General features: G+C 40.5%; 25 protein-coding genes. 4 read left to right on the top strand and 21 right to left on the bottom strand.

All coding sequences use genetic code 11. The features are described 5' to 3' along the window. Positions 1-9 precede the first annotated feature (9 nt). Positions 10-1047 (bottom strand): pyridoxal-phosphate dependent enzyme, encoded by a 1038-nt coding sequence (locus J2Z48_RS04040; RefSeq protein WP_307251277.1) that lies wholly within the window; start codon positions 1045-1047, stop codon positions 10-12. 336 nt (positions 1048-1383) lie between these two features. On the opposite strand from J2Z48_RS04040, the gene J2Z48_RS04035 reads away from it, so the two are divergent. Next, on the top strand, positions 1384-1722 hold the full coding sequence (locus J2Z48_RS04035; protein ID WP_307251276.1) for a hypothetical protein: 339 nt from the start codon (positions 1384-1386) through the stop codon (positions 1720-1722). 189 nt (positions 1723-1911) lie between these two features. Here J2Z48_RS04035 and J2Z48_RS04030 read toward each other — a convergent pair whose 3' ends face one another. From J2Z48_RS04030 to cspE, 12 genes are all read right to left on the bottom strand, one after another. After that, on the bottom strand, positions 1912-3468 hold the full coding sequence (locus J2Z48_RS04030; protein WP_307251274.1) for an ABC-F family ATP-binding cassette domain-containing protein: 1557 nt from the start codon (positions 3466-3468) through the stop codon (positions 1912-1914). A gap of 595 nt (positions 3469-4063) precedes the next feature. After that, positions 4064-4456, bottom strand: coding sequence for a thioesterase family protein (locus J2Z48_RS04025; RefSeq protein ID WP_307251273.1), 393 nt, complete (start codon positions 4454-4456; stop codon positions 4064-4066). 21 nt (positions 4457-4477) lie between these two features. Next, the gene (locus J2Z48_RS04020; RefSeq protein ID WP_307251272.1) at positions 4478-5974 is read right to left on the bottom strand and encodes an aldehyde dehydrogenase family protein; all 1497 of its coding nucleotides are present in this window, start codon (positions 5972-5974) and stop codon (positions 4478-4480) included. Positions 5975-5995: 21 nt separating this feature from the next. Beyond that, on the bottom strand, positions 5996-7207 hold the full coding sequence (locus J2Z48_RS04015) for a thiolase family protein (RefSeq protein ID WP_307251270.1): 1212 nt from the start codon (positions 7205-7207) through the stop codon (positions 5996-5998). Further along, positions 7200-7991: a 3-hydroxyacyl-CoA dehydrogenase family protein gene (locus tag J2Z48_RS04010; RefSeq protein ID WP_307251268.1), complete on the bottom strand. Its 792-nt coding sequence runs from the start codon at positions 7989-7991 to the stop codon at positions 7200-7202. The genes J2Z48_RS04015 and J2Z48_RS04010 overlap by 8 nt, the downstream gene beginning before the upstream one ends. Next, positions 7984-8844 carry a 3-hydroxyacyl-CoA dehydrogenase NAD-binding domain-containing protein gene (locus J2Z48_RS04005; protein ID WP_307251267.1) on the bottom strand — a complete coding sequence of 287 codons (861 nt, stop codon included), beginning with the start codon at positions 8842-8844 and terminating at the stop codon, positions 7984-7986. The genes J2Z48_RS04010 and J2Z48_RS04005 overlap by 8 nt, the downstream gene beginning before the upstream one ends. Position 8845: 1 nt before the next feature. Next, the gene (locus J2Z48_RS04000) at positions 8846-9157 is read right to left on the bottom strand and encodes an EthD family reductase (protein WP_307251264.1); all 312 of its coding nucleotides are present in this window, start codon (positions 9155-9157) and stop codon (positions 8846-8848) included. Positions 9158-9180: 23 nt separating this feature from the next. Then, positions 9181-9663, bottom strand: coding sequence for a 1,2-phenylacetyl-CoA epoxidase subunit PaaD (paaD, locus tag J2Z48_RS03995; protein WP_307251262.1), 483 nt, complete (start codon positions 9661-9663; stop codon positions 9181-9183). Beyond that, the gene (gene paaC, locus J2Z48_RS03990; RefSeq protein ID WP_307251261.1) at positions 9641-10447 is read right to left on the bottom strand and encodes a 1,2-phenylacetyl-CoA epoxidase subunit PaaC; all 807 of its coding nucleotides are present in this window, start codon (positions 10445-10447) and stop codon (positions 9641-9643) included. Before paaC ends, paaD begins: the two co-directional genes overlap by 23 nt. Then, entirely contained in the window at positions 10437-10820 is a 384-nt protein-coding gene (locus tag J2Z48_RS03985; protein ID WP_307251259.1) for a phenylacetic acid degradation protein, read from the bottom strand. Before J2Z48_RS03985 ends, paaC begins: the two co-directional genes overlap by 11 nt. A gap of 33 nt (positions 10821-10853) precedes the next feature. Next, complete coding sequence (paaA, locus tag J2Z48_RS03980; protein WP_307251258.1) at positions 10854-11777, bottom strand: 1,2-phenylacetyl-CoA epoxidase subunit PaaA; 924 nt, start codon at positions 11775-11777, stop codon at positions 10854-10856. 263 nt (positions 11778-12040) lie between these two features. Beyond that, positions 12041-12253: a transcription antiterminator/RNA stability regulator CspE gene (gene cspE, locus J2Z48_RS03975; protein ID WP_307251257.1), complete on the bottom strand. Its 213-nt coding sequence runs from the start codon at positions 12251-12253 to the stop codon at positions 12041-12043. A 185-nt stretch (positions 12254-12438) separates the two neighbouring features. On the opposite strand from cspE, the gene J2Z48_RS03970 reads away from it, so the two are divergent. Next, entirely contained in the window at positions 12439-12876 is a 438-nt protein-coding gene (locus J2Z48_RS03970; RefSeq protein ID WP_307251256.1) for an SRPBCC family protein, read from the top strand. Between the two features lie 77 nt (positions 12877-12953). On the opposite strand, the gene J2Z48_RS03965 is transcribed toward J2Z48_RS03970, so the two are convergent. Continuing rightward, complete coding sequence (locus tag J2Z48_RS03965; protein WP_307251255.1) at positions 12954-13514, bottom strand: VanZ family protein; 561 nt, start codon at positions 13512-13514, stop codon at positions 12954-12956. Between the two features lie 48 nt (positions 13515-13562). Further along, positions 13563-13988 (bottom strand): hypothetical protein, encoded by a 426-nt coding sequence (locus tag J2Z48_RS03960; protein ID WP_307251254.1) that lies wholly within the window; start codon positions 13986-13988, stop codon positions 13563-13565. Between the two features lie 411 nt (positions 13989-14399). Here J2Z48_RS03960 and J2Z48_RS03955 point away from each other — a divergent pair, with 411 nt between their 5' ends. Next, the gene (locus J2Z48_RS03955; RefSeq protein WP_307251253.1) at positions 14400-14693 is read left to right on the top strand and encodes a hypothetical protein; all 294 of its coding nucleotides are present in this window, start codon (positions 14400-14402) and stop codon (positions 14691-14693) included. Between the two features lie 278 nt (positions 14694-14971). Here J2Z48_RS03955 and J2Z48_RS03950 read toward each other — a convergent pair whose 3' ends face one another. Beyond that, positions 14972-15814 carry a hypothetical protein gene (locus J2Z48_RS03950; protein ID WP_307251251.1) on the bottom strand — a complete coding sequence of 281 codons (843 nt, stop codon included), beginning with the start codon at positions 15812-15814 and terminating at the stop codon, positions 14972-14974. 298 nt (positions 15815-16112) lie between these two features. Further along, a complete protein-coding gene (locus J2Z48_RS03945) occupies positions 16113-16466 on the bottom strand; it encodes a hypothetical protein (RefSeq protein ID WP_307251250.1) in 354 nt (117 codons plus the stop codon). A gap of 451 nt (positions 16467-16917) precedes the next feature. Here J2Z48_RS03945 and J2Z48_RS03940 point away from each other — a divergent pair, with 451 nt between their 5' ends. Beyond that, positions 16918-18273, top strand: coding sequence for a helix-turn-helix domain-containing protein (locus tag J2Z48_RS03940; RefSeq protein ID WP_307251248.1), 1356 nt, complete (start codon positions 16918-16920; stop codon positions 18271-18273). A gap of 1072 nt (positions 18274-19345) precedes the next feature. Here the strand turns inward: J2Z48_RS03940 and recQ are convergent. From recQ to J2Z48_RS03920, 4 genes are all read right to left on the bottom strand, one after another. Further along, a complete protein-coding gene (recQ, locus tag J2Z48_RS03935; protein ID WP_307251247.1) occupies positions 19346-21511 on the bottom strand; it encodes a DNA helicase RecQ in 2166 nt (721 codons plus the stop codon). A gap of 99 nt (positions 21512-21610) precedes the next feature. Continuing rightward, positions 21611-22459 carry a DUF4097 family beta strand repeat-containing protein gene (locus J2Z48_RS03930; protein WP_307251246.1) on the bottom strand — a complete coding sequence of 283 codons (849 nt, stop codon included), beginning with the start codon at positions 22457-22459 and terminating at the stop codon, positions 21611-21613. Then, positions 22456-23010: a DUF1700 domain-containing protein gene (locus tag J2Z48_RS03925; RefSeq protein WP_307251245.1), complete on the bottom strand. Its 555-nt coding sequence runs from the start codon at positions 23008-23010 to the stop codon at positions 22456-22458. Before J2Z48_RS03925 ends, J2Z48_RS03930 begins: the two co-directional genes overlap by 4 nt. Continuing rightward, positions 22985-23326, bottom strand: a complete 342-nt coding sequence (locus J2Z48_RS03920) for a PadR family transcriptional regulator (RefSeq protein WP_131848897.1) — start codon at positions 23324-23326, stop codon at positions 22985-22987. The genes J2Z48_RS03925 and J2Z48_RS03920 overlap by 26 nt, the downstream gene beginning before the upstream one ends. Positions 23327-23524: the final 198 nt, after the last annotated feature.

Genomic DNA, 23524 nt, shown 5'->3' with positions numbered 1-23524 from the left:
ATCCACTCCTTATAAAGTCGATTTTCGATTCCATTTCATGAAAGCCCAATCAGGAGGACTACACGGCACATCCCATGGACCCATACATTCCTGTGGCTCTGTCAGCTCATTATCGGGTAATTGAAGCTGATTCTTCTGTAGCCAATCATCTTGATAAATCGTCTCCATATAGCGGACTCCATCATCAGGACCAATGAAAACAAACGTCTCGTCTGGTGAATTCCTTGAGAGAAAATCTGCAACTCCAAAGCATGCACCGGTCGTCCCACCTGCATAGATAGCATGCTTTCTATGTAAATCTCTTGTCCAAGAGTATGCTAATCGCGCACTCACCCAGTGGACTTCATCATATAGATGATGCTTTACGTTTTTAGGAATCACACTATTCCCTAATCCCCGCAACTGTCTTTTTGAATCAGTTAATCCAAACAAGACACTACCAAATGTATCAACTGCAACCATTCTCGTATCTAAATTTCGCTTTCTAAGAGCTTGAATAATCCCACTTGTTGAGCCACCTGAACCCACAGCCCCTACAAGCGAAACCTGGGTACCAATGCTCTCAGCGATCATATCTGCAATCGGATCATAGGACCCCATATTATCAGGATTATCATACTGGTTGCACCAAAAGGCATTTTCATTTTCCACTAAGATCTTTTTCACAACTTGTAGGCGCTTCGATTGATAATTCCCTTGCTCGTCGGGCTCTTCAACAACCAATACATGTGCCCCTAGGTCTTCTAATCGAGCCTTTAAATTTTTATCTAGAGCAGGATCGCTTACAATTTTCAATCCCAACTTAAAATGATGACATACCAGAGCAAGCCCTAGAGCAAATGTACCACTCGAAGTATCAATCACCAACGAATCTTTTTTGATTTCTCCACGTTCCATCGCACGGCGTACAATATTTAGAGCTGGTAACACCTTCATCACTTTAAACTGAACAAGGAAAAGATTATCGCGCACTCTGTATATATGTGGGTGGATAAGCTCTTCGTATGGTGATTCGAATGGTGTACACTTCAATTTCATTTCCATCATATACATACTCCTATAACAAACATTATTTTATATGTTTCATTTATCTAATGATTTTGTTTTGTATGAACAAAATTATATTATTATTTAAATTCAGTATATCAACTATTTAATACTTTAACATAACAAAATCGTTCTTCCTAGACATCTATTCATTTTTTACATATTGTACACATTTGTAAAAAAACAAAAATATCAGTAAAGAATAAGAAACAGCGATTACTTGCATTTATAAATCTAAAAAGCCCATGCAACTATTTTTCTATGAATCCACGTTTGTTCCTGCCAATCTATAAAATCCTACATATCTATATAGAGAGACTGAGAGGAGGAAAATAAATGATAAAATCATATTTCGATCCTGTACCGGTTAGAGTGCTTGAGCTAGATCGTAGTTTCTATACTCTATCTCCTAGACCCAATCATACTATCTTCTTGAACGCACCGGCCGCCAGAAGACTCGGAATTTCTCCCAATACTACTCGCATTAAAATACGTCTAGGAAGTAAAGTATTCCATTTTAGGTTTGTTTTATTCACTTTCCCCGGCGAATCACGAAGTGCCGCACGTTTTACAGCAAGAACCTTAAATCGATTTAATTTGAACGCAGATCAAGTCTATCCGATGACCTATGACTCAAAGAGAAATGAATTAACCATTATTCGTGGATTACTATAAAATAAACTGATTAAATGATATAAAAAGCCTAGCACCACATGTATGATTGCATGTGGTGCTAGGCTTTTATTTTATAAATGATCGATTCCACGCAAATATTTACTCAGGGTCATTAGGTAGTTGAATCGTTTAAACTGTAGATCCAACCTCTCAAGTAGCAGCTACAAAACACTGTTTATAAAACCCAACTTAAAAAATCTTAGTGGTCCAGTTTTCACCGTTCCATACATCTGTTACGACATCCTGATAAAACTCAGGTTCGTGACAGATGATGAGGACACTCCCCTTATACTCTTTCAAAGCCCGTTTTAATTCTTCTTTCGCATCTACATCCAAGTGGTTGGTAGGCTCGTCTAATACTAGAAGATTTGTAGGACTATTAATCAGCTTACATAAGCGAACCTTTGCTTTTTCTCCCCCACTCAGCACTTCTACTTTACTCTCGATATGCTTAGTAGTAAGTCCACATCGGGCTAATGCCGCTCTTATTTCAAACTGGGTAAAGGAAGGAAACTCCTGCCACACTTCTTCGATACAAGTATTATAATTCGCTTTCTTAATTTCTTGTTCAAAATAGCCAATCTCCAAGTAGTCTCCTAACTCAACAGAACCTCCTAGGGACGGGGTCTGTCCTAAAATACTTTTCAGGAGAGTCGTTTTCCCGATCCCATTGGCTCCGACCAGCGCAATTTTTTGCCCTCGTTCCATTGAGAGATCTAAAGGACGGGATAACGGTTCATCGTAACCAATCACAAGACCTTTCGCTTCAAAAATCATCCGACCTGACGTACGAGCACTTTTGAAATCGAACTGCGGCTTAGGCTTCTCAGGAGCTAACTCAATTCTCTCCATCTTGTCTAACTTCTTCTGACGAGACATCGCCATGTTACGCGTCGAGACACGTGCTTTATTGCGTTGGACAAAATCCTGTAAATCGGAAATTTCTTGTTGTTGCTTCTTAAATGCCGATTCTAGCTGGGCCTGTTTCGCCTCATAGATCATACAGAAATTATCGTAATCACCTACATAACGATTTAGCTCCTGATTACCCATATGATAAATGACATTGATTACACTATTGAGAAATGGAATATCATGTGAGATTAAGATAAATGCATTTTCATATTCCTGGAGATATCGCTTCAACCATGTAATATGCTGTTCATCCAGATAGTTGGTAGGCTCGTCTAATAGGAGAATATCTGGCTTTTCGAGTAGCAGTTTGGCTAGGAGAACCTTTGTCCGTTGACCACCGCTCAGATCATTCACATCGCGATCCAATCCAATGTCATCTAGACCTAGACCGCGGGCGATTTCGGTTACTTTCGCATCGATCACATAGAAGTCATTGTTGGTAAGTAGGTCTTGAATCACACCGACATCTTCTAACAATGCCTCTAATTCCTCAGGGGTACACTCGCCCATTCGCTCATAAGACTGATTCATCTTCGTTTCTAGATCAAACAGGTAGGAAAAGGCCCCTTTCAACACATCACGAATCGTGGATCCCTTGGTGAGAACCGCATGTTGGTCTAGGTAACCTACACGCACATTATTCGCCCAATCCACACTCCCCGCATCTGGTTCGAGCTTACGGGTGATGATGTTCATAAACGTTGATTTCCCTTCTCCGTTTGCACCAATTAACCCTACATGCTCTCCTTTTAATAGTCGGAAGGACACGTTATTAAAAATCGCACGATCGCCAAATCCGTGGCTCAAGTTTTTCACTGTTAAAATGCTCATGGCGTTTACACCTTTTTCTACGTTTCTTTTTGGATTCTATCTTTTTTACTCTATCAGAATAGAATAACCCAAGTAAGCGGTATTTTCAAAAATACACGCGCTTGGGTTAGGTGGGAATTGATTTATGAAAACTTTGAAATGTAGAGTGGATGGTTCTACTTGTGAATTGATATGTGGGTATGAATGTTGTTTATAAACCAGATATTGGATGAACATGTTCCGGGACATGTACACCACTAGTTTATTAACAGGCTGGGTGAGTTTGTTTAGGGCATTTTCGGTACAACCTGCTGCCCTCATCTCACGACTTTGGAAATGCTTCAGGTAGCACAGGGGATATCTGTTCGATTACAGGCGATGTTAGCAACCCTACCTAGCGTAGACATCCGTAGTTCGGGGCGCTTTTTGGTGCAACATGTTTGAGCGCTCTTTGCGAGTTTTGCACCTGCCCCGGCGAAGGATGGCGAAGCGGGCATCCCCACTTCCTTTGCTGGATTGCTATTGAGCAGTAATCGAACAGACTCTCCAGCTCCCGATTATCCAACCAGCCACTACCACTAACTACTACTTTACCAATTGTCTTCTTCTACTCACCCTAAGACAATTCTTGAAACTTACCGTACAACTTCTCCTTAGAAACAATCCTCTGAACAAACACCCCTTCACCCACTACTCCATGTCCATGAGAAGCGGTTACTCTACAAGTAACTTGGCGTTCTGTCAGATCCACAACCTCCGCTTCAAAGACTACATCCACTCCAACCGGAGCTGGCAAACAATGCTTCACTTGAATCTCCGCACCAATTCCTTCTTCTCCCTCTTCTAAATAGGGCTCAATGATCAACCGCCCCACCCACTCCATATGGTAGACCATCGCCACCGTGGACAAGACTGGATGAATCAAGCGCCCGTCGAAAGAAGCAGTCATGTCCGGAGAGACTGTCATTTGCATCGATTTCTTATTCCCTTTTTCCAAACCTGATTTCATGTGATATCATCTCGCTGTAATTTATAATTGAAATGGATTTAATGGTTTTGGACCTGTATAAGATAGAACACTCTTGGTTTCCAGATATAAATCCAATGATTCAGTAGCCAATTCTCTCCCAAATCCAGACTGTTTGTATCCACCAAACGGAAGTCCCGGGAAGGTAGAGAATGGATTATTCACCATCAAAACCCCGGCTTTTAATTGCGAAGTAACGCGATGTGCTTTAGCGTGATCCGTTGTCCAAACTGCAGCCGCTAAGCCATAATAGCTATCATTGGCAAGCTGGATCGCTTCCTGCTCCGTTGCAAACTTCTGAATCACGACAACAGGGCCAAAAATCTCTTCCTGTACCACTTTCATATTCGAAGTAACATCTACAATCACCGTCGGCTCATACCAATACCCTTGGGCAAACGACTCTCCATCAGGCGTTCGCCCTCCGCAAAGTACAGTAGCTCCTTCCACAATCGCTGATTTTACATATGAGTCTATCACTTCCCACTGTTCCCGGGAAATAATCGATCCTACATGGCTCGCTTGATTCCATAAATCCCCGATTCGCAATTGCTTTGTCTTCTCTACAAATTGCTCCACAAACTGATCATAGATTTCCTCTTGAACAAGTAGACGAGAACGCGCTTCGCAAGATTGCCCTGTATTGTAGTAGATGCCATAAATAGAACCGTTGATCGCTCCCTCCAGATCCGCATCAGCAAACACAATGTTGGGGGATTTACCACCTAATTCCAGAGTTACTCGCTTTAGTGTCTGGGAAGCTTTTGCCATGATATCTTTCCCCGTGCTCGTTTCACCCGTAAAAGCAACTTTATCGACACCAGGATGCTCAGCGAGATAGGAGCCGATGTCCGCACCGCTTCCCGTTATCACATTTAACACGCCTTTTGGCACGCCTGCTTCATGGCAAATCTCGGCTAGTGCATAAGCAGTAAGAGGCGTGAGACTAGCTGGCTTTAGAATAATCGTGCATCCAGCTGCCAAAGCAGGGGCAACTTTCCATGCCGCCATCATCAAGGGATAGTTCCAAGGGATGATCTGTGCACAAACCCCCACAGGCTCTTTTACACTATAGTGAAAAAAGCCCTTGGGAACCGATTTGGTCGTACCTTGAATCGTCGTAATCGCACCCGCGTACAGCTCAAAGTCTTCAATTGCTTGATATACTTGACCCTTCGCTGCCGATACTGTTTTCCCTGTGTTTAACACTTCTAGTTGTACTAAATCAGAGAGCCGCTCTCGCATAATGCTCGCAATCTTAAACAAAATTTGGCTTCTCTTGCTAGCTGGCCAAGTAGCCCATTTCCCCTTCTCTAACGCTTCCCGCGCTACCATAACAGCTTGATCGACATCTTCTCTCGTCGCTTTGGCAACATGGGTGATCACATCTCCGGTTGCAGGATTCGTAATGGGAAACGTCTCTCCATGCTGTCCTGGCACGGCTTCACCATTAATCCATAGAGAATACTTCTTACCAATCTGAGTGGAATCGACTGCCATCCCATTTCCTCCTTCATCCATTTACATGCTTTGCACAATCATCGAAATTCCCTGTCCCACTCCGATACACATCGTAGCCACACCGTACGCCCCAGATCGAGACTCTTGGACTAACTGATGAATCAACGTGGTAACAATCCGTGCACCACTTGCCCCGAGCGGATGCCCTAAAGCAATGGATCCCCCTAGTGGATTCACACGTTCGAAGGAGATTTGCAACTCTCTGATACAAGCAATCGCTTGAGTGGCAAATGCTTCATTCACCTCAAACCAATTGATATCTGGAATCCGTAGACCTGCTTTTTGTAAGGCTTTTTGAGTAGCAGGAACAGGTCCAATTCCCATCACATCTGGATGAACCCCAGCCACAGCTGATTGAACGAAACGGGCCATCGGACGAAATCCATGTCGAAGAGCGTACTCTTTTTCCATCAATAACAACACAGAGGCACCATCATTCATTCCAGCCGAATTTCCAGCTGTTACAGTTCCTCCTTCTCGAAAAACAGCCTTCAGGGTCGATAATCGGTCGATTGAGGTATCTGGGCGCATCTGTTCATCTAAATTCACCCATTTATCTGTCTTTTCTCCTTTTTTCTTCGTGGGAATGGGGATGATCTGACTAGCAAATCGCTCCTCTTTCCATGCTTGCGTTGCTTTCTGATGGCTTAGGTACGCAAACTCATCTTGCTCCTGCCGAGAAACGTGGTATCGCTTAGCTACATTCTCCGCCGTTTCCCCCATGCTATAGGGGTAAAATCGCTCCTCCATCTTCGGATTAAGAAACCGCCATCCGAGCGTGGTATCCACTAGGCTCTGATTCCCTCGCATCATTCCCTCATCTGGCTTCAACATAACCAAAGGCGCACGAGACATGCTCTCCACTCCACCTGCTATAACCACCTGTCCCGCACCTACTTGAATCAAATGCGCCGCTTGAATAATCGCTTCCATCCCTGAACCACACAGCCGGTTCACAGTTGTACCCGGAACCTCATAGGGAAGACCTGCCAACAGAGAAGACATCCGAGCAACATTGCGATTATCCTCACCCGCTTGATTAGCACAGCCCAACATCACATCGGTTACATCAAGCGGATCTAGCTCTGGATTTCTCTCCAACAATGCTTGGATAACATAAGCGGCTAAATCATCCGCCCGAACCGTGGAAAGACTGCCACGCGCCTTACCAATCGGGGATCGAACCGCATCCACAATGACAACTTCACGCATCCGAAAGCATCTTCGATCTTCGTTCTGGGCGATCGGCAAAACAGTGCGGATCTTGTCTCATCTCTTGCGCCCCATAGCTGTAGAAGCCTTGCTCTGATTCGACACCGATAAACTGGGCATACATCATCTTCCGAAGCAATGGTGCCGGCCGATAGCGATCTTCCCCGTACTCGCGCTGCAACCCTTCTAAAACAGCATAAAGATGGTGGACTCCAACCTGATCCGCCCATTGAAGGGGGCCTTGTGGATGGTTTAACCCTTTTTGCATCGCTAGATCGATATCAGTCGCCTTTGCAACTCCTTCCGATAGAGCAAACGATGCTTCGTTGACCAACAGAGCTAACGTTCGCGCAAATACAAGACCCGGCTGATCCCCTACGATCTCCACGTCCTTGCCCAACTGTTTCCAGATGGAAAGAAGCTTATGATTAGGACGAAGGGATTGAATCGGAAAGCAAATCTCCACGGACGTCATCTTAGGCAGTAGAAGGGGAGAAAAACCAACTAGTCTCTCCGGATAAAATAACCAAGAAGCAATTTCGGTCGCCGTTCGATGTAGAACCGAAGTAAAAATAGGAGTCTGTTGCGTAACTCGTGTCTCTACTTGTTGTAACAGTTGTCTTTTCTCTTGATTTAATCCCGTTTCCAAATCGAAGACCGCAATCACTTCATTGGCTGGAAACACTTGATCGAGAGTCTTGGTCTTCACACCTTGCTGATTTAAATACGAATCTATTTCTTCTACTAACTTTCCTTTCCCTACCAGTAGAACGAATTCATTCATAGATGTAATGCCCCTTTCCTGACTTCCGACCCAATTTACCGCTCTCAACCAAAGCTCGTTGCTCCGGATGGGGGCGAAAACGGGGATCATAGTGGAAGCCTTCATAAACAGAATGAGAGGCTGAATAATTGATATCAATACCGATCAAGTCCTGTAGTTCAAAGGGCCCCATCGGAAATCCAGCTGAACGGAGTATACGGTCCACTTGATTCTTATCTGCCAATCCTTCTCCTACGATGCGATACGCCTCTAAATGAAACGGACGCGCCACCCGATTCACGATAAAACCAGGGGTATCCAAAACGTGAATCGGCTCTTTGCCCATCGTCTGTAGCCAGCTCATCGCCTGCTGAACCAATTCCAATGGGGTATGAGCAGACTCGACCACCTCAACCAACGGTAATCTCCAAACTGGATTAAAGAAATGTAGCCCAATAACCCGCTCTGGATGTTTACATTTACTAGAAATCGAGGTAACTGATAAAGAAGAAGTATTCGTTGCAAGCACTGTCTCTGCTGAGGTAAGAGAATCTAATTGATGAAAAATATTTCTCTTCAACAATAAATCTTCTGGAACAGCCTCAATGATAAAATCACAATCGGACAAACCTTGCAGAGAATCTACAAGCATCAATCTCTCTTGCATCGACTCTACTTCAAATAAGGTTTTCTTCCCTTTCTCTGCCAGCTTCCACCATCGCTCTTCTAACCATTCACGGGCGCTGATACGATTTTTTTTGCAGTTATCAAATGCTTTCACTTGATAGCCTGCGGTGATCAACATGTCCATAATACCTCTTCCCATCGTACCAGTACCGATCACAGCAGGAGATTTCCACGTCTGTCCGGTCACATTAAGCTTCCCCTTTCACTTCTCCTACAATCATCGTTACAAGATCCCCAGCAAAGCTCATCACATCTTTCGCAGCCGTCTTTCCCTCTGGAGATTTCATCGCCGCTTGGAGAGATTCTTTCGATGCAAAATACAGATCGGCTTGTAAATAATACGGAGGATGGTCACCCATAGGAGTCTCAGTAAACCGAGTAATCTCCATTTTTAATAGAGCCGGCATTTTTCTTGCCAGTGGCACATGACCCTCAAAGTATCTCTTCTCAAACTCTTGAACCTCTTCCGGTTGGCGGTATAAAGCAGTTAGTTTTACCATGTTATCTCCCTCTTTCTCTCATATTAAATGGGCTTCATTGCTTCAAACGGCTCTTTGCAAGAGCGACAATAGTAAATCGAACGGCATGCAGTAGAGCCAAACAAATTAACCAGACTGGTTCCACTCGATTGGCAATAAGGACATTCCACCTGATCCAAACGATCCATCGAAGGAGTCGCCAAACCAAAGCCAGCTAACTTTTCTCTCCCAATCGGTGTAATCCGCTCACTGCTCCATAGCGGATTTCGAATAAACTCTACAAACACCTCATCCAGATCGGATTCTTGTAAAAGTCGTTCTTGAATCGAATTTCGAATGATCTCTAAAGCAGGGCATCCAAGGAAGGTTGGCATCACTTGGACCCAAATCGTTCTCTCATCAATCGTAATCTGATGGACCATCCCCATCTCTACTATGCTTATGACTGGAATTTCCGGATCTTTCACCTCATCAAGAATTTGATAAAATCGTTCCTGTTTTTGCTTACCACTGTGCGTTTGGGTCAAATCGGATCACCTCTGTCATATTTTCTAGCACAGAGGCTAACGCTGGAGAATGTTGGCCCATTCGCCCCTTAGATACTTGCTTAGAAAAAATTATTCTTCTCTCTGATCCATCTGATAGATCCTTACATAACTCTTTATATTGACTATAAAATTCGCTTCTCATCTCCACTGGTGGCTTAGTAAGAATCCCCCATGAGATAAGATCGCTTTCAATCACTCCGATGTCCAATAGGTCATCGAGATCCTGCTCCACCAATTCCATCGCGTGCTTCATCCGCTCTCGTGCTTCCCCTTCACATTTCGCCAACCGGGTAAACCAATGTTGAAAGTGAATGAGGTGATAGTACTCTTCTCGCTTCATCTTTTTTGCCCCATGCGCCAATGGGACATAACTGGATTCCACCATAGCATCCAATCGGATTTGATCCCACAGATCATACAGATAATGGCGTACAATCGTATATGCCCAATCCCCGTTTTCCCGCTCCACAAGCAGCGAGTTTTTTCGTTCGTGTGCTGGACGGTGAAAAGCTAGATAATCTGCACTTACTCCTTCTAGCTCCTGAATCAACTCATAGTAAAATGCCGCATGCCCCACTTCATCCTGCGCAATCGAGCTAAACGCTACATCTTCTTCAACCGTAGGGCATAATCCCAGCCACTCTGAATCTCGGTGTCCGATGATAAACTCATCGTCTGCTAACTGGATTAACCAATCTACCAAGATCAGGCGCTGTTGCTCTGTTAATTGATCAGGTACTAGGGAGTTAGTCTCATGACTCATGGCCTTCCTCCCTATGGAGGTCATTTTTGGACTGCTTTTTCTGTTCGACGTATCGAACAATCTCCTCCAATGTGATCTCTTTTTCCTTAAACATCCTCCACAAACGACCGTTTTCCGTATAACCCGAAACTTCGCGATAAGACCGATCCATCTCTCTCGCATGGAAATCTGCTTCTTCCGCAGACTGTATGTGTATCCGTGGCACCACCCAAATCTGAAGAACCTGTTCCCGGCGGGTAAAATTTTCCCTTGCTAATTGCAGAGCCAATTCGCTGGTAGGCGCTAGTAAACTGCCCACATGTATCATAGGGTCTAGATGATCTCTTTGCACAAACACTTCATAGACACTAGAAGGTTCCGTTTGCTTTTCCATCGCACCCAAACTCCCCTTTCCCATGAAACAACGTCATACTTCTGTTGTCATGGCAAGACGCACCCATTTATGCTGATCCTGGGCAAAGCGTCGTAAGGCAATTCTCTCTTGCGATTTCGGTCCTTTGTTTTCTGAGACAATTTTTTGGAATGTTTTCCATTCTGGTTCGGTATAGTACCAACGTTCTTCTTTGGAATCATAGTGTAATGTGGGGTCAGGGATCGTAAGGCCGAGCGACCAGATCCGAGGAACATATTTTGCTAGAAATTTTTGCCGCAGTTCTTCGTTGGTTTTCGTTCGAATGCGATAATGCAACATTTTCTGAGCAGCTGGGGTTGTTTCAAGAGGTCCGAAGAAAAAGAGGAGAGAGTACCACCAATAATTAAGGGAATCTTGCAACATTTTTCGTTGCTTATCGGTTCCCATCGCTATACTTAAGATTACGTTTTCACCATGCTGCATATGAAAACTCTCTTCTGCACAGATTCGCTTCAGGATACGAGCATACGGTGCATACGAAGTAGACAACAGAGATGCCTGATTAATAATAGCGGCTCCATCAATCAACCAACCGATTAAGCCAGCATCCGCCCATGTTCTCGCTTCCATATGAAAAACATTGTGAAATTTAACCTTGCCTTCTACTAAATCATCTAATAACTCTTCACGCCCTTTTCCATAAGGCGCGGCCAAGTCTTCTACGATACGGAGCAACAATTGCCCGTGGCCCATCTCATCTTGAACCTTTGCCATTAAAGCAAGTTTCCGCCGTAGATTCGGTGCTTTTGGCACCCATTCCTTTTCAGGATAAACACCCATAATCTCACTTACTGCATGCATATGAATCAATTTAATCAACAAGTGGCGGTAACCATCCGGCATCCAATCATTGGACTCGATCTTGGCTCCACTTTGCACTCGTTTCACAAATTCTTCTTCCAACAATTGTGAATCCACATTGACGCCTCCCTTGATCCATAAGAGAAACCTACAACGATGCAGTCCACTATACGCACAATAAAAAAGCAGGGATTAATAGGACCCTGCTTTTAGCATAGACGAACATTCTATTTATTGTCAATATTTCCAACTAGGTCTAAAGTACCATTCCTCTTTTTTCCTTTGATGCATACATATAGTAGCTCTGTGCATTACCAAAGAAAATCAGATGGGTCCTCCATTTGTATAGGAGTAGGCGTAAACGCGAATATACAATAAAGTTAGTTAATAGCTACTACATTTACAGCCGAAGGTCCCTTTTGACCATCCTGAATTTCAAATTCCACCTTTTGACCTTCTGCGAGTGTCTTAAAACCTGAGCTTGCTATAGCAGAAAAATGCACAAACACATCCTTGCTACCATCTTCAGGAGTAATAAACCCAAATCCTTTTGATTCATTAAACCATTTTACTGATCCTATTAGTTTAGACATTATGTAGACCTCCAACATTTTGAATTATCATTCATAATATTATAATAGCATGTTTTTTCAGGAATTACAGTCCTACTCCAGTAACAAATCGAATCGCAAAATTTGGAAGACGCCTCACATTTACTTGAAGTTCCAAAGTGTAATAAAATGTAAATAGTTTAATCCAGAAAGGTGAGAGTTACACCATGGAACAGAACACCAATACATTACCAGATATTAAACAGAGTGTTGAATTACATGCACCCATCAAAACAATATGGGATATGGTGTCTAATTCAGAGAACATCGCATCTTGGTTTATGCCAAATAATTTTGAGCTAAAAGCAGGCTTTGAATTTCATATAAATTCACCATTCGGTCCCTCTCCTTGCAAGGTCATCGAATTTGATGTGCCACATCGTCTATCCTTTCGATGGGATACAGATGGATGGGTGATTACGTTTTTGTTGAAAGAACTAGATGACCAGCACACAGAATTCACCCTCGTTCATAGTGGATGGAAAGAAGCTGATCGTATCTTACCTAAAGCCAATGAAAAAAGCTCTGTAATTCGTGAGCGTATGAACGAAGGCTGGAAAGTAATTATTTCAGATCGACTCACAAAGGTTGTGGAGGGTAAATAACCCTCTACTCTCTTTCATTCAGCAGCAAGCAAAAAAGGCTAGCTCTTTACTAGCCTTTTTTGTGCTTATTGATCGAACTAACGACTCATTCTTTTTAGATGATCAACATGTACTAATGTCTTAATTACCGGGACAGATAGTTTGAGAATGAAGTAGCCTACCATGTAACCCATCACATTTAGAAACAGATCATCAATATCAAAGCGTCTATAATCTTGGCCAATCATTTTAGTTAGTATAAATTGTAAGCATTCAATGAACAAAGATACCCCTATTCCCACTAGGAACGCTTTACTAGCCGAATTCACTTTCCTCCATAGAAGAGATACATAGAACCCCAGAGGAAGCAACAGAAGTAAATTCCCACCAATTTGTAGTAGTGCCACACCTGGTACTTCACTTCCAAATATACGCATAATGCTTTCAAACGGAACAAAGTTATTTAGTCCGATCGGTATCGCGTATTCTGGAGGAAGTATTTTAATTGGAAAAAAGGTTTCTTTCAATAGCATCATAATGTACGCAATAAAAGGGAAATGAAGCGCTCTTTGCATCCAGCTTTTATTCTTCCAAAATACAAAACCCATGTAAGTCAGAACAATGACGATCATGTAAAGTGGCTTTAAATCGATTAGCAACTAACTCTACTCCTTATAGAGAAGGACGTAAGAATTGTCCCATCAAACCTAGTTATATTTTATATTAGCCCTGACAGTACAAGAATCATCAGCTTTTTGAAATGAAAAATAGTATTTCCCGGCTCCTACATTTGAAAAAGTATTTTTACCCTCTATTTGTCTAGATTGTTTGATTCGTCCAACGAAATCATCCGGTCCCCAATCACTGAATCGATACAAGTCAACAAAAAAGTAATCATTTTCTGGTTGTTTGGCAGTCGTACACTTCACCGAATTTCCGTATGTTTGTATCGTTAGATCAGTCCCCAAATAATTTCTCACGGCTCCATTTACTTGATAATCAAGGGTTAACGTCGAAGTATAGGAATGAGTAGAGGTTAACGTGGAGGTATAAGAATGAGCAAAGGTCATCATCGGGATCGCAACGAAAATCAATAGAGACGCTACTGTGACTCTATTTAACGACTTGAACAATATAAACGCCTCCTATGTAATGCTATGTAACATCAAACTCTCTTACAAAAGGAAGAGTTTGAAATATCTTTTCTTCTAACATAATTTTATCTAATTAAAAAATGCTTACAATCAAACTAGCTTACAATCATCTTACAAGTTTGTAATACATGATGACCCCACGCTAGCAAACCCAGAAAAATGACAAATAAAAAGGTATGAGTCCAGCTCAATACCGGACACACACCTATAGATTGCTTACATATTCGTGGTTAAGAAGTCGTTTCTTTAATTTTTTAAATAATTAAACAATATAACTTTTTTATATAAATAAAAATTATATTATGAATTATTTAAATTAAATGAAGGGATGACTGATCTGGTTGAAAAAACTCATAGCTTTGTTTATGTGTCTAGGAATGGTATTTACACTTGCCTCAGCAGCTAGCGCTTCAGCAGCCGTTATTGAACCAAAAAAGATTGCTGTATAGTGAAACACCTAACGTTTGTATTGGTGGATTAAGATGTGGGATCCACAATTCCTATCAAGCAACTTTAAGCGAGCCTCATTATATCGAAAGAATATCTGTCTATGCCCATGATAATATTGGCGATTCTACACGTGCAGATTTATTGTGCTATGTAGATGGTGTATTGGTCGAACGAGTTGATGTTAAAGCAGCAGGTGGTCTACTAACTTGCAATGCGTATCGAACAGACAAGTAGTCACTCTTCAATCTGTTCACCAAAACAACGACAGAAATGGCGATGAAAAAACCCTGTAACAAGCCAAATCTTCATTGGAGATGGCTATTACAGGGTTTTATATTAACTTTTGAGATTACTTTTTTCGCTTTTCTTTTTCAAAATAGGTAAAGCTAGTGATAGAACTCTGATCAGCTGTACCAGAGCAACAAGCCCTAAACCGATAAGTAAAAGCATTGGTAACAGTACCAAAAGATTCGAAAACTCAACACCACTCACTCTCATCACCTCTAAACTTATCAATCGTTGGAGTAAGTCACAGAAAACGTATCATTTCCAACAAAGAAACGCAGAAGATTTGTGTAACTACCTGCGCCCCCTGTAAGCACATTGTCCCATCTTAGGTACGCTCTAGCCCAACTTGAGCTATCTTCTTTTTTCTTGCTAATCGTGAATGCTTTTTGTGTAGCTGTGCCTGCTCTCGCAGATACCGCCGGGTCCCAAATACTTTCGATCATATCCTCTGAACCTGACATGGTAATATATCGAACAAAAAATGATCCGCTGGTTAATGTACCCCACCTATAGACTTTGCGATCAATTGTGCACCATCGTGTACTACATTGTTCTTTTATTTTTGTACTTGAAGATCCATCACCTTTAACCTCAATTTTACCGGTTGAGACCAACTCATCCAAACTCTGTACACTCTTTAACCTAACATCATTTTTAGAATCAACAATTAGGCTACTGTCCTTCACAGTGTATACCTTGCGTAAAGTAGGTAACGTTGTTTTCGTAGGAGAAGATTCTGTTGGTACTGCTCCAAACTCTTCTACAGACCCATCTGGATATATGACTTGTTTGATTTCGTTACTCTCAACGGTTACATTGAAGCGGTGAGGCTTATCTGCATCCAAAATTTTTCCTTGTTTCATTTTTACAAATAACTCTTTTTGTGTTTTCTCTGGAATATTGAGGTGATCCATCCTCTCTTGAATCGATGCATTGTTCGAACTATTTAAGTTTACACTATTGTATACATTTTTTGCAATTGAATGACTTATTTCTGTTGCATTTACCATTTGAGGAGAAACTGAGGCTGCCAAGGCAAGAACCATTCCAAATACCTGTTTTTTCATTAGAATTCACTCCATATCCCTGTATTGTCTTATGAACTCAGTCACATAAGAGAAACTAATTTTTATAGATCATTTATGTGTACATTTCATATCTTTCATTGACTTTATAGATGCCTACTAAAAAACCAGTCATTCTTTAAATCAATACTACATAAATAAGCCAAAATACAAAGGATGAGCTTACATTTCTTCTACATCCCCCGTATTTAGTTATAAGACAACATAAGAACAATTTACTAGGTGAAATAGGATTTCATTTTGTCTTCTACATTGACATCACCCCTTTCTCCAACTGGGTTTAAATTTTCTTGTCAAAGATTTTTTTCAGTTTCATCCACAACAAATACGCTTCCTTTTCTTCTTGAAGAAAACTAAAAATGTCAACCTCTCTTCCCCGAAACACTTTTGTTCCTTTAAACTCAACTGCTTGTACCATGTCAAACAGTTTAAACTCAACCTTATGTTGATCCGTTTCAATTACCTGGATCAAGCTTGTCCGTTTGTCAGATAAATAATTGACAAAGCACTTTATACTATTCCGAATACTATCCTCCTCAATTTTGCATCCTCTATCTTCTTTTAGTATCTCTATGCTAGGACTACGGTACAACTCTGATATAACAGCTTGAACTTCCTCGTTTAAACCTGTCACTTAAATTTCTACCATCGCTATCTCCTCCATGAAATTCTAATAAATATTTAGAAAGAAATCTGAGTATGATTGATTGGATACTTAAAAAATCATTGAAATATAGGTTATTTTAAGCTAAATTATCTAAGATTCATTTTTTGATTAGTTTGATGATACATAAAAAACTAATGCTATGTCTATATTTTCAAGAAATTAGGAATCCAATTTACAAAAGTAGAATCCAACACATTTTTAGTCATATATTGCGCTTTACACAACAAAACACTTTAGAATTTAACAATATAAATTGAAATCCAAATCCATATATTGGATTAACATTTAACTACTCTCTACTTCGGAAGAGAATTAACACTTTTCTTTTACATTAGAAGGATTATTTATAACTATCGGAGAATTTAAACATAATATAGTTCTCCAGTTTAATCATGTTTATGCGAGAGGAGTTATTCATTTGAAGACATGTATAGTAGATTCGGATTTTATTGTTGCACATCATATTGAAATTGGTAGATTGATTCGCAAAGTACGAATTGAAAAAGGAATGACATTGAAGGACTTAGATCATGGAGAAGCTTCTATCAGCACCATAAGTAATATTGAGCGTGGAACCGGTCAACATACACCAGACAGAATCAAAAGCCTACTTGAAAAAGTGGGTATACAACTAGAGGAGTTACCCTATCTTCTAGATCAAGAGAAGAACCACTTAAAGCAGGTACAATTTCACTTAGATGTATCTGAAACGCTCATAAGTGCTATTCAATACCAAGAAGCCCTGCAAGAACTAGAGAAAGTGGTGATACAAGATTTCCACCACCAAGCCCCCTTGTTATCTTTTCTACGGGGTAAATGTATGAAGGGACTAGGCAAATTGAAACAAGCCTTAAAGCAATTTCAACATGCTATCCGTTTATCAAAGGATGTCTCAAAAACTGAAAGCTTAGAGACATCCTTCTACGGTGAAATGGCAATATGTATGTACCAACAAAACGATATAGAGCAAGCTATCGAATACACCAATCAAGGTATAAATGCATTCACTAAAGGAGGCAATAGACAAGACGACATCATTAAGCTATATTTAAATAAATCAGTATTTTGCTATAAATTGAACCATGCTGACGGTCTTGGTGCATTGGACAAAGTTGCTGAATTTCTCGATCAAACCAGCAACATTGATATCAAATTGAGATATTACTGGTTGAAAGCCGATCAAACAAGGAAAGCCAAACAATTTGAGGAAGCTTTGAAATATGCAAATAAAGGACTCAAACTAGCACAGTTGAATAAGCTATTTAACATGATAGTTGAGTTCTGGATTTGCTTGGGAAGTATACTCGCCTCTATGAGGAACCTTGAAGAAGCCAAAATGTGGTTTCAAATTGCACTGAAATTTCAACATGACGACATTGAACCTAGATCAAAAGCGTCTGCAAATCTACGTCTAGGTGCGCTGTACTCACTACAAAAGGTATGGGAAGATGCGAAATCCTTTCTTACTACTGCGCAAGAGATGGCAATTACTTCAAATGATGCACCTAAACACTTCTGGTCACTTTTATTGTTGGGCGATGTTGAAATCAACACAAGTAATCATTCCTTAGCAATTCAGCAATACCAACATGCGCAAGAACTTGCAAATAAATTTAGTTTTACTAAGTTTGAAAGTATGGCATGGTCTCGCCTTGCTAATGCATGGGAGAATGTGGACAGTGCAAAATATCAATTCTGTACAAGTCGATACTATGAATTACAACAAACTATTAGCTTGAAAGGAGACTATTACGATGATGATGAGATTTTTTAAAGTATCTATAAGTATAGCCTCTGCTATCGCTATTCTTGGCTGTTTGATCGAACCAGTTGGTTTTTAAAAATTTCTAGCTACCTTTACAGGTGGTTTTTTTGTTTATCCCACTCTAGGGGTGTTGTTTTAAAGTGAAATTGAAAAATATATTTTTTATAATCTACTTTAACCCTTTTAATTCCTTATGTACCAAGGGATACGAAATTCACAGACTTTTTACCCGTTTTAGCGAAAGTACTTTAAGGGCTTTTTCACTAGTTCTAATTACTTTAATGGTACTGTTCAACTTACTTCAATGATGGTTAAGATTTCTTTAATAGTAGTGATTAAAGTAATTTTAACTGTAGTAATTATAGTTTTTTTAAACAGTGGTGTACTTATATTTCCTTATTTAACTTTCTTTGTGTAAATCCCTTTAATACCAACGATTTTCACCTATCTACATATCAAATATAATATAAAAAATATTATATTTGATATGAATATTAATTTAATTAATAATATTAATATTTAACTACAGATTTTTTGTTACAATCACCTAAGTTATTAAAACTCATATTGAGGAGTATATTTAGAATATGAATAAAATGAAAAAATGAGTGGTTATGTTTCTTCTATATCTAGTTGTTACTACTATTGTTCTTCCTAGTTCTAGTGCATTTGCAAGAGAAAAGAAAGATTGTTCTAGCTCCGGGATGCAGTGCCGATCTATCAAAATTGAGGGCGATACCTATAGTTGGCAAACAGACAGTATATATTCCTAGTGACAGGAATATCAAATTTGGTATTAGAAACGAAAGCAAAAGCCAACAAACCATTAGCTTTTATATCGCTACTATAGGCGGTACACAGATTGGAGACAGCCACACAGCACAGCCGGGGCAAAGCATAACATACAATCTACGAGACCACCCAACAGGGACGTTTGTGATGGTGGAAATTCGAAACAGTGCTGGGGACAAGGTACTATGCTAGATGTCTAAAATGTGTCCTTAGTGATGCATCCCTATATTCCACTATCAAGATCACAACACAAAAAAGAGCTAGTAAAAAACTAGCCCTTTGCATTCACTTATTCATTTATTGAACTAACAGCTACCTGTTCCCTCGCAATGACGGCTTTGATCTGGAAATAAGTCACTTCAGCTGGTAAAGCTTCTTTGAGAGGCTTTAATTTGGATGCACCTAGTTCTTGGACAGCTTGTAAGATGGCTTCTTGGTACTGCTCCGGAATAATGGTGTCCCAAGGAATTTCGTAGCCTTCGCTGTGGCAGCGAACGAGGTGATCTTCAATTGTTTTGTTGGACATGTTCCGGGTGGAAGCAATTTCTTTAATCGATTTCCCCGATTGAAAGAGGTCATAGGTAACAAGGTGGCTCTGGTTGGTCTCTTTTCGTACAGGTGTTTTAGATTGCACTTTCTGTTCACGCTCAGAAGCAAAGGTGGCAGTGATTTCTAAGATTCTAGCTCCATACTTAGAGACCTTGTGCTGTGTCATACCAACCATAGAGAGCAGTTCTGTGTCGTTTAATGGAATTCGATCAGCCATAGCACGCAAGGTTGAATCGGACAAAATCATATATGGAGGTAGCTGTTCTTCATTTGAGAATACTCGGCGAAGATCATCTAGGCGATCAAATAGGGTAGAACGCTTCGTTCGCAGTTGCTGCCATTCTGGTTTCGCGGAATCACGGAGTGGACGAAGATAGACATTTAACTCCCCTTTTAGGACTTGAACCGCTTTTTCGGTCAGTTTAATGAGAGGCAGAGAACTTGTAGCAGAACTATAGGTTTTGATATATCCTTCTGCTTGCAGTGTGAGGGCTAGCAATTGGATCTCTTTTTCAGTATAGTCTCGCAAAATCCCATATGTAGGGAGTCGATTAAAAGAAAGGTCTAACACTCTTTTGGATTTAGAGCCTTTTAGCACTTTGGCAATCATCGAAAGCCCAAAGCGTTCCTTCATACGACGGATACAGGAAAATAGCTTCTGCGCTTCTTCCGTAAAGTCTTGCAGGCTCGTCTCCATTTGAGCTAGACAGTTATGACACTTGCCACATGGCTCTTCCACTGGATCATCGAAGTACTGAATAATCGTGTTTTGTAAACAGGATTGGGTAAAGCAATATTGGTACATCGCATGAAGCTTGCTAGACTCTAACTTCTTACGCTCATCATTCATTTCGGACTGATCGATTAGAAAACGCTGTGTTCGTACATCTTGTCCTTGATATAACAAGATGCACTCGCTCTCTTCCCCATCTCGACCCGCACGACCCGCTTCTTGGTAGTAGTTTTCTATATTTTTAGGAAGGTTATAGTGTAAGACATATCTTACATTGTGTTTATTGATTCCCATCCCAAAGGCATTTGTTGCTACGATGACAGAAAGTCGATCATAGGAAAATGCTTCTTGGGATTGTGCACGTTGCCCCTCTGTCATTCCCGCATGATATCGTCCCACAGAGAAACCACATTCTCCTAAATGTTGATAGAGGGCATCCACTTCTTTCCGTGTGGAGCAGTAGATAATCCCAGATTGTTTCGGATATCGTTTGAGATAACTTTCGATGAAGGAAATTTTATCTTGGTCATGTAGGACAGAGAAACGCAAATTCGAACGTTGAAAACTAGTTAATACTGTGTTTTCTACAGGGATCTGTAGGATATCTTGGATATCTTGACGCACTTGTGCCGTTGCCGTCGCAGTTAACGCGGAGACAATCGGCGCGTTGGGCAATTGTTGAATCATGGTACCGATACTGAGATAGCTAGGGCGAAAATCATGTCCCCATTGCGAGATACAGTGGGCTTCATCAACTGTTACGAGGGAAACAGGGATCTTTTGAAGCATTTGTGCAAAAGATTCCATCTCCAACCTCTCAGGAGCGAGGTAAACGAGCTTTATTTTTCCAGAATAGATCTCTCGCATCCGTTGCTCCATCTCATAGTAATCAACCGTACTATTTAAATAGGTCGCTGGAATTCCTAATTGGTTCAGAGCATCTACTTGGTCTTTCATAAGAGAAATCAAGGGAGAGATGACGAGAGTAATCCCGTCAAGTAACAACGCAGGTATTTGATAACAGAGGGATTTCCCGCCACCAGTCGGCATAATTCCGAGAGAAGGTTGCCCCTCGAGAATTTGGGTAATCATCTGTTCTTGTCCGTTTCTAAAGGTAGGATAGCCATATAGATCTTGTAGCAATCTCTCAGCTTTCTCTATTAACTTCATCATTCATCCACCTATTCGCTTTCGTTGTTATCATCATAACGAATTTTAGGAGGTTGGACGAGAGAAAATTATATTTTTTCCTTTATATAGTAATTAAGGAAATTACTGATATAGTTTCTCTAATTCTATATTTCCAAGCTTCGTATGAATAGACAATGTAGGGGTACCAGATGCTCCCCCTTGACTACCCGGCGCACGGTCCACTTCATGGGTAAGTCCTTTATCTGTTTCGATATTCCCGAGATCTGTAAACAGATTGATCTTAACTGGGTTAGGATCCTTGGCGAACTTTACTTCCGCATTACCCATTTCGGTATGCATTTTATTGTTCCCCTTCACAGCTTCAAGTCGATCAATTTCAATATCACCCATTTCGGTAGCAAGATCAAAAGACCCATCTATTCTTTCAATATGAATATCACCATAGTTGGTATTGGCTTTTATCTCAGTACCTTGAAACTCATGAAGAAAAATATCACCATAGGAGGTTTTCATCTCTAATCTCTTCAATGCCATGCTTTGCTCACTTGAAATCTTGCCACAATCTGTTTCGATACGAACCTTATCAAACATCTTTTTAGGAATGTATACATGTAATACACGTTGTTTAAATGTGACAAATCCAATACTAAAGTTAAAGATCGAGTGCTTACGTTTTTGCTCTACCGAAATATGAATATCCCCCTGATCGCCTGTAGCTTTCATTACAGGTTGTTGACTTTTTGGGAAATTTCCTTTTAGGTGTGCATGTACTTGATCATCTTGACTAGGATGCAACATTACATCAGCAAATTCACTATTAATAAAAATCTGCTTTATATCCTTAGTACTCAATGTTTCTTTTATTTCAAATTCTTTCCCTAAATTTTTAAATCCTACCAATCCAACACCCACACTTCCAACTACACCAACAACGATAAGGATAAGCGAGAGCAGTACCACCTTCTTCATCTTGCTTCCCCCTTAATAATCTTATAGTTTGACTTGATGTAGCGAATAAACCACTGATAGACAACTATCAAAAAGCGATTCAATCCAGTCCACATTAACAACCCTATACCCAGACATATGAAGCTTACAAATAAAGAAAAAACTCCCTCTATCGGTTCTACTATAAAAAATGAAGCAAGAGCCACAAGAGGTATCATGCATAAAATAATGGCTGTCACATAAAACGAAAAAACAACTGCTATACACGCAATAAATGGTCCTACCAAGAAGATCAGATTAAATAAACCTAATCCAATTAACATATAAGTGGATCGAAATCGCCTGGAGGATGGTCTCTCTGGGCGTTCTTCCTCTATGTAGTAATCGGCTAAACACTCTTTGGCGATCAATTTAGGTTTCCCTAAGGATTGGATCACTTCTGATTCTGTTTTTCCTTTCCCAAGTCCATGCTCAAAGTGAGTCTCATAATCACTCAGGATATCCTCCTGATCACTAACAGGAAGCTTGTGTAAGTACGAACGTAATTCATTCAAGAATTCCATCTTTGTCATCTTCTATTCCCTCTTCTATCAATTGATTTACACTAGCGGAAAATGATTTCCATTCTTTAACCAAGCCTTGGGCATAGTTTCTTCCTTCATCGGTTAGCTGGTAATATTTCCTTGGGGGTCCTTCCTGTGATTCAACCAAATAGGTGGTAAAGTACCCTTCCTTTGTTAGCCTTCTTAATAGTGGGTAGATCGTACCTTCTGCGATCAAAAATTTCTCCGAAATCGCATCTACTAGCTCATAGCCATATCGATCCCGCTTTACAGCTAACACCAAAACACATAATGTGAGCACACCCTTTTTAAATTGAACATTCATCAAAAAACCTACCTTCTTTAACAGTACTATACATTACAAGGTACAGATTAATAATTAATATATTATTAACTACAAAATAATGCAAGGTACTGTTCTATAAATTATTCATTAATATTCTTTCCTCCTTCTTTCTATCGTGAATAAAACTCGATTTCATTCAAAACAATATCCAATAATTATCAATTGAAACCGGTTTCA

This window comes from Croceifilum oryzae (genome assembly GCF_030814315.1).
Taxonomy (GTDB): domain Bacteria; phylum Bacillota; class Bacilli; order Thermoactinomycetales; family Thermoactinomycetaceae; genus Baia; species Baia oryzae.
Note: the sequence above shows the minus strand (reverse complement) of the source record. Positions and strands in the feature narration are given on the sequence as shown.

What these genes read in the sequence shown, in the direction of transcription:
- J2Z48_RS04040 (WP_307251277.1), bottom strand. Translation starts at nt 1,047, where the DNA reads ATGATGGAAATGAAATTGAAGTGTACACCATTCGAATCACCATACGAA.
- J2Z48_RS04035 (WP_307251276.1), top strand. Translation starts at nt 1,384, where the DNA reads ATGATAAAATCATATTTCGATCCTGTACCGGTTAGAGTGCTTGAGCTA.
- J2Z48_RS04030 (WP_307251274.1), bottom strand. Translation starts at nt 3,468, where the DNA reads ATGAGCATTTTAACAGTGAAAAACTTGAGCCACGGATTTGGCGATCGT.
- J2Z48_RS04025 (WP_307251273.1), bottom strand. Translation starts at nt 4,456, where the DNA reads ATGAAATCAGGTTTGGAAAAAGGGAATAAGAAATCGATGCAAATGACA.
- J2Z48_RS04020 (WP_307251272.1), bottom strand. Translation starts at nt 5,974, where the DNA reads ATGGCAGTCGATTCCACTCAGATTGGTAAGAAGTATTCTCTATGGATT.
- J2Z48_RS04015 (WP_307251270.1), bottom strand. Translation starts at nt 7,207, where the DNA reads ATGCGTGAAGTTGTCATTGTGGATGCGGTTCGATCCCCGATTGGTAAG.
- J2Z48_RS04010 (WP_307251268.1), bottom strand. Translation starts at nt 7,991, where the DNA reads ATGAATGAATTCGTTCTACTGGTAGGGAAAGGAAAGTTAGTAGAAGAA.
- J2Z48_RS04000 (WP_307251264.1), bottom strand. Translation starts at nt 9,157, where the DNA reads ATGGTAAAACTAACTGCTTTATACCGCCAACCGGAAGAGGTTCAAGAG.
- paaC (WP_307251261.1), bottom strand. Translation starts at nt 10,447, where the DNA reads ATGAGTCATGAGACTAACTCCCTAGTACCTGATCAATTAACAGAGCAA.
- J2Z48_RS03985 (WP_307251259.1), bottom strand. Translation starts at nt 10,820, where the DNA reads ATGGAAAAGCAAACGGAACCTTCTAGTGTCTATGAAGTGTTTGTGCAA.
- cspE (WP_307251257.1), bottom strand. Translation starts at nt 12,253, where the DNA reads ATGTCTAAACTAATAGGATCAGTAAAATGGTTTAATGAATCAAAAGGA.
- J2Z48_RS03970 (WP_307251256.1), top strand. Translation starts at nt 12,439, where the DNA reads ATGGAACAGAACACCAATACATTACCAGATATTAAACAGAGTGTTGAA.
- J2Z48_RS03950 (WP_307251251.1), bottom strand. Translation starts at nt 15,814, where the DNA reads ATGAAAAAACAGGTATTTGGAATGGTTCTTGCCTTGGCAGCCTCAGTT.
- recQ (WP_307251247.1), bottom strand. Translation starts at nt 21,511, where the DNA reads ATGATGAAGTTAATAGAGAAAGCTGAGAGATTGCTACAAGATCTATAT.
- J2Z48_RS03930 (WP_307251246.1), bottom strand. Translation starts at nt 22,459, where the DNA reads ATGAAGAAGGTGGTACTGCTCTCGCTTATCCTTATCGTTGTTGGTGTA.
- J2Z48_RS03925 (WP_307251245.1), bottom strand. Translation starts at nt 23,010, where the DNA reads ATGACAAAGATGGAATTCTTGAATGAATTACGTTCGTACTTACACAAG.
- J2Z48_RS03920 (WP_131848897.1), bottom strand. Translation starts at nt 23,326, where the DNA reads ATGAATGTTCAATTTAAAAAGGGTGTGCTCACATTATGTGTTTTGGTG.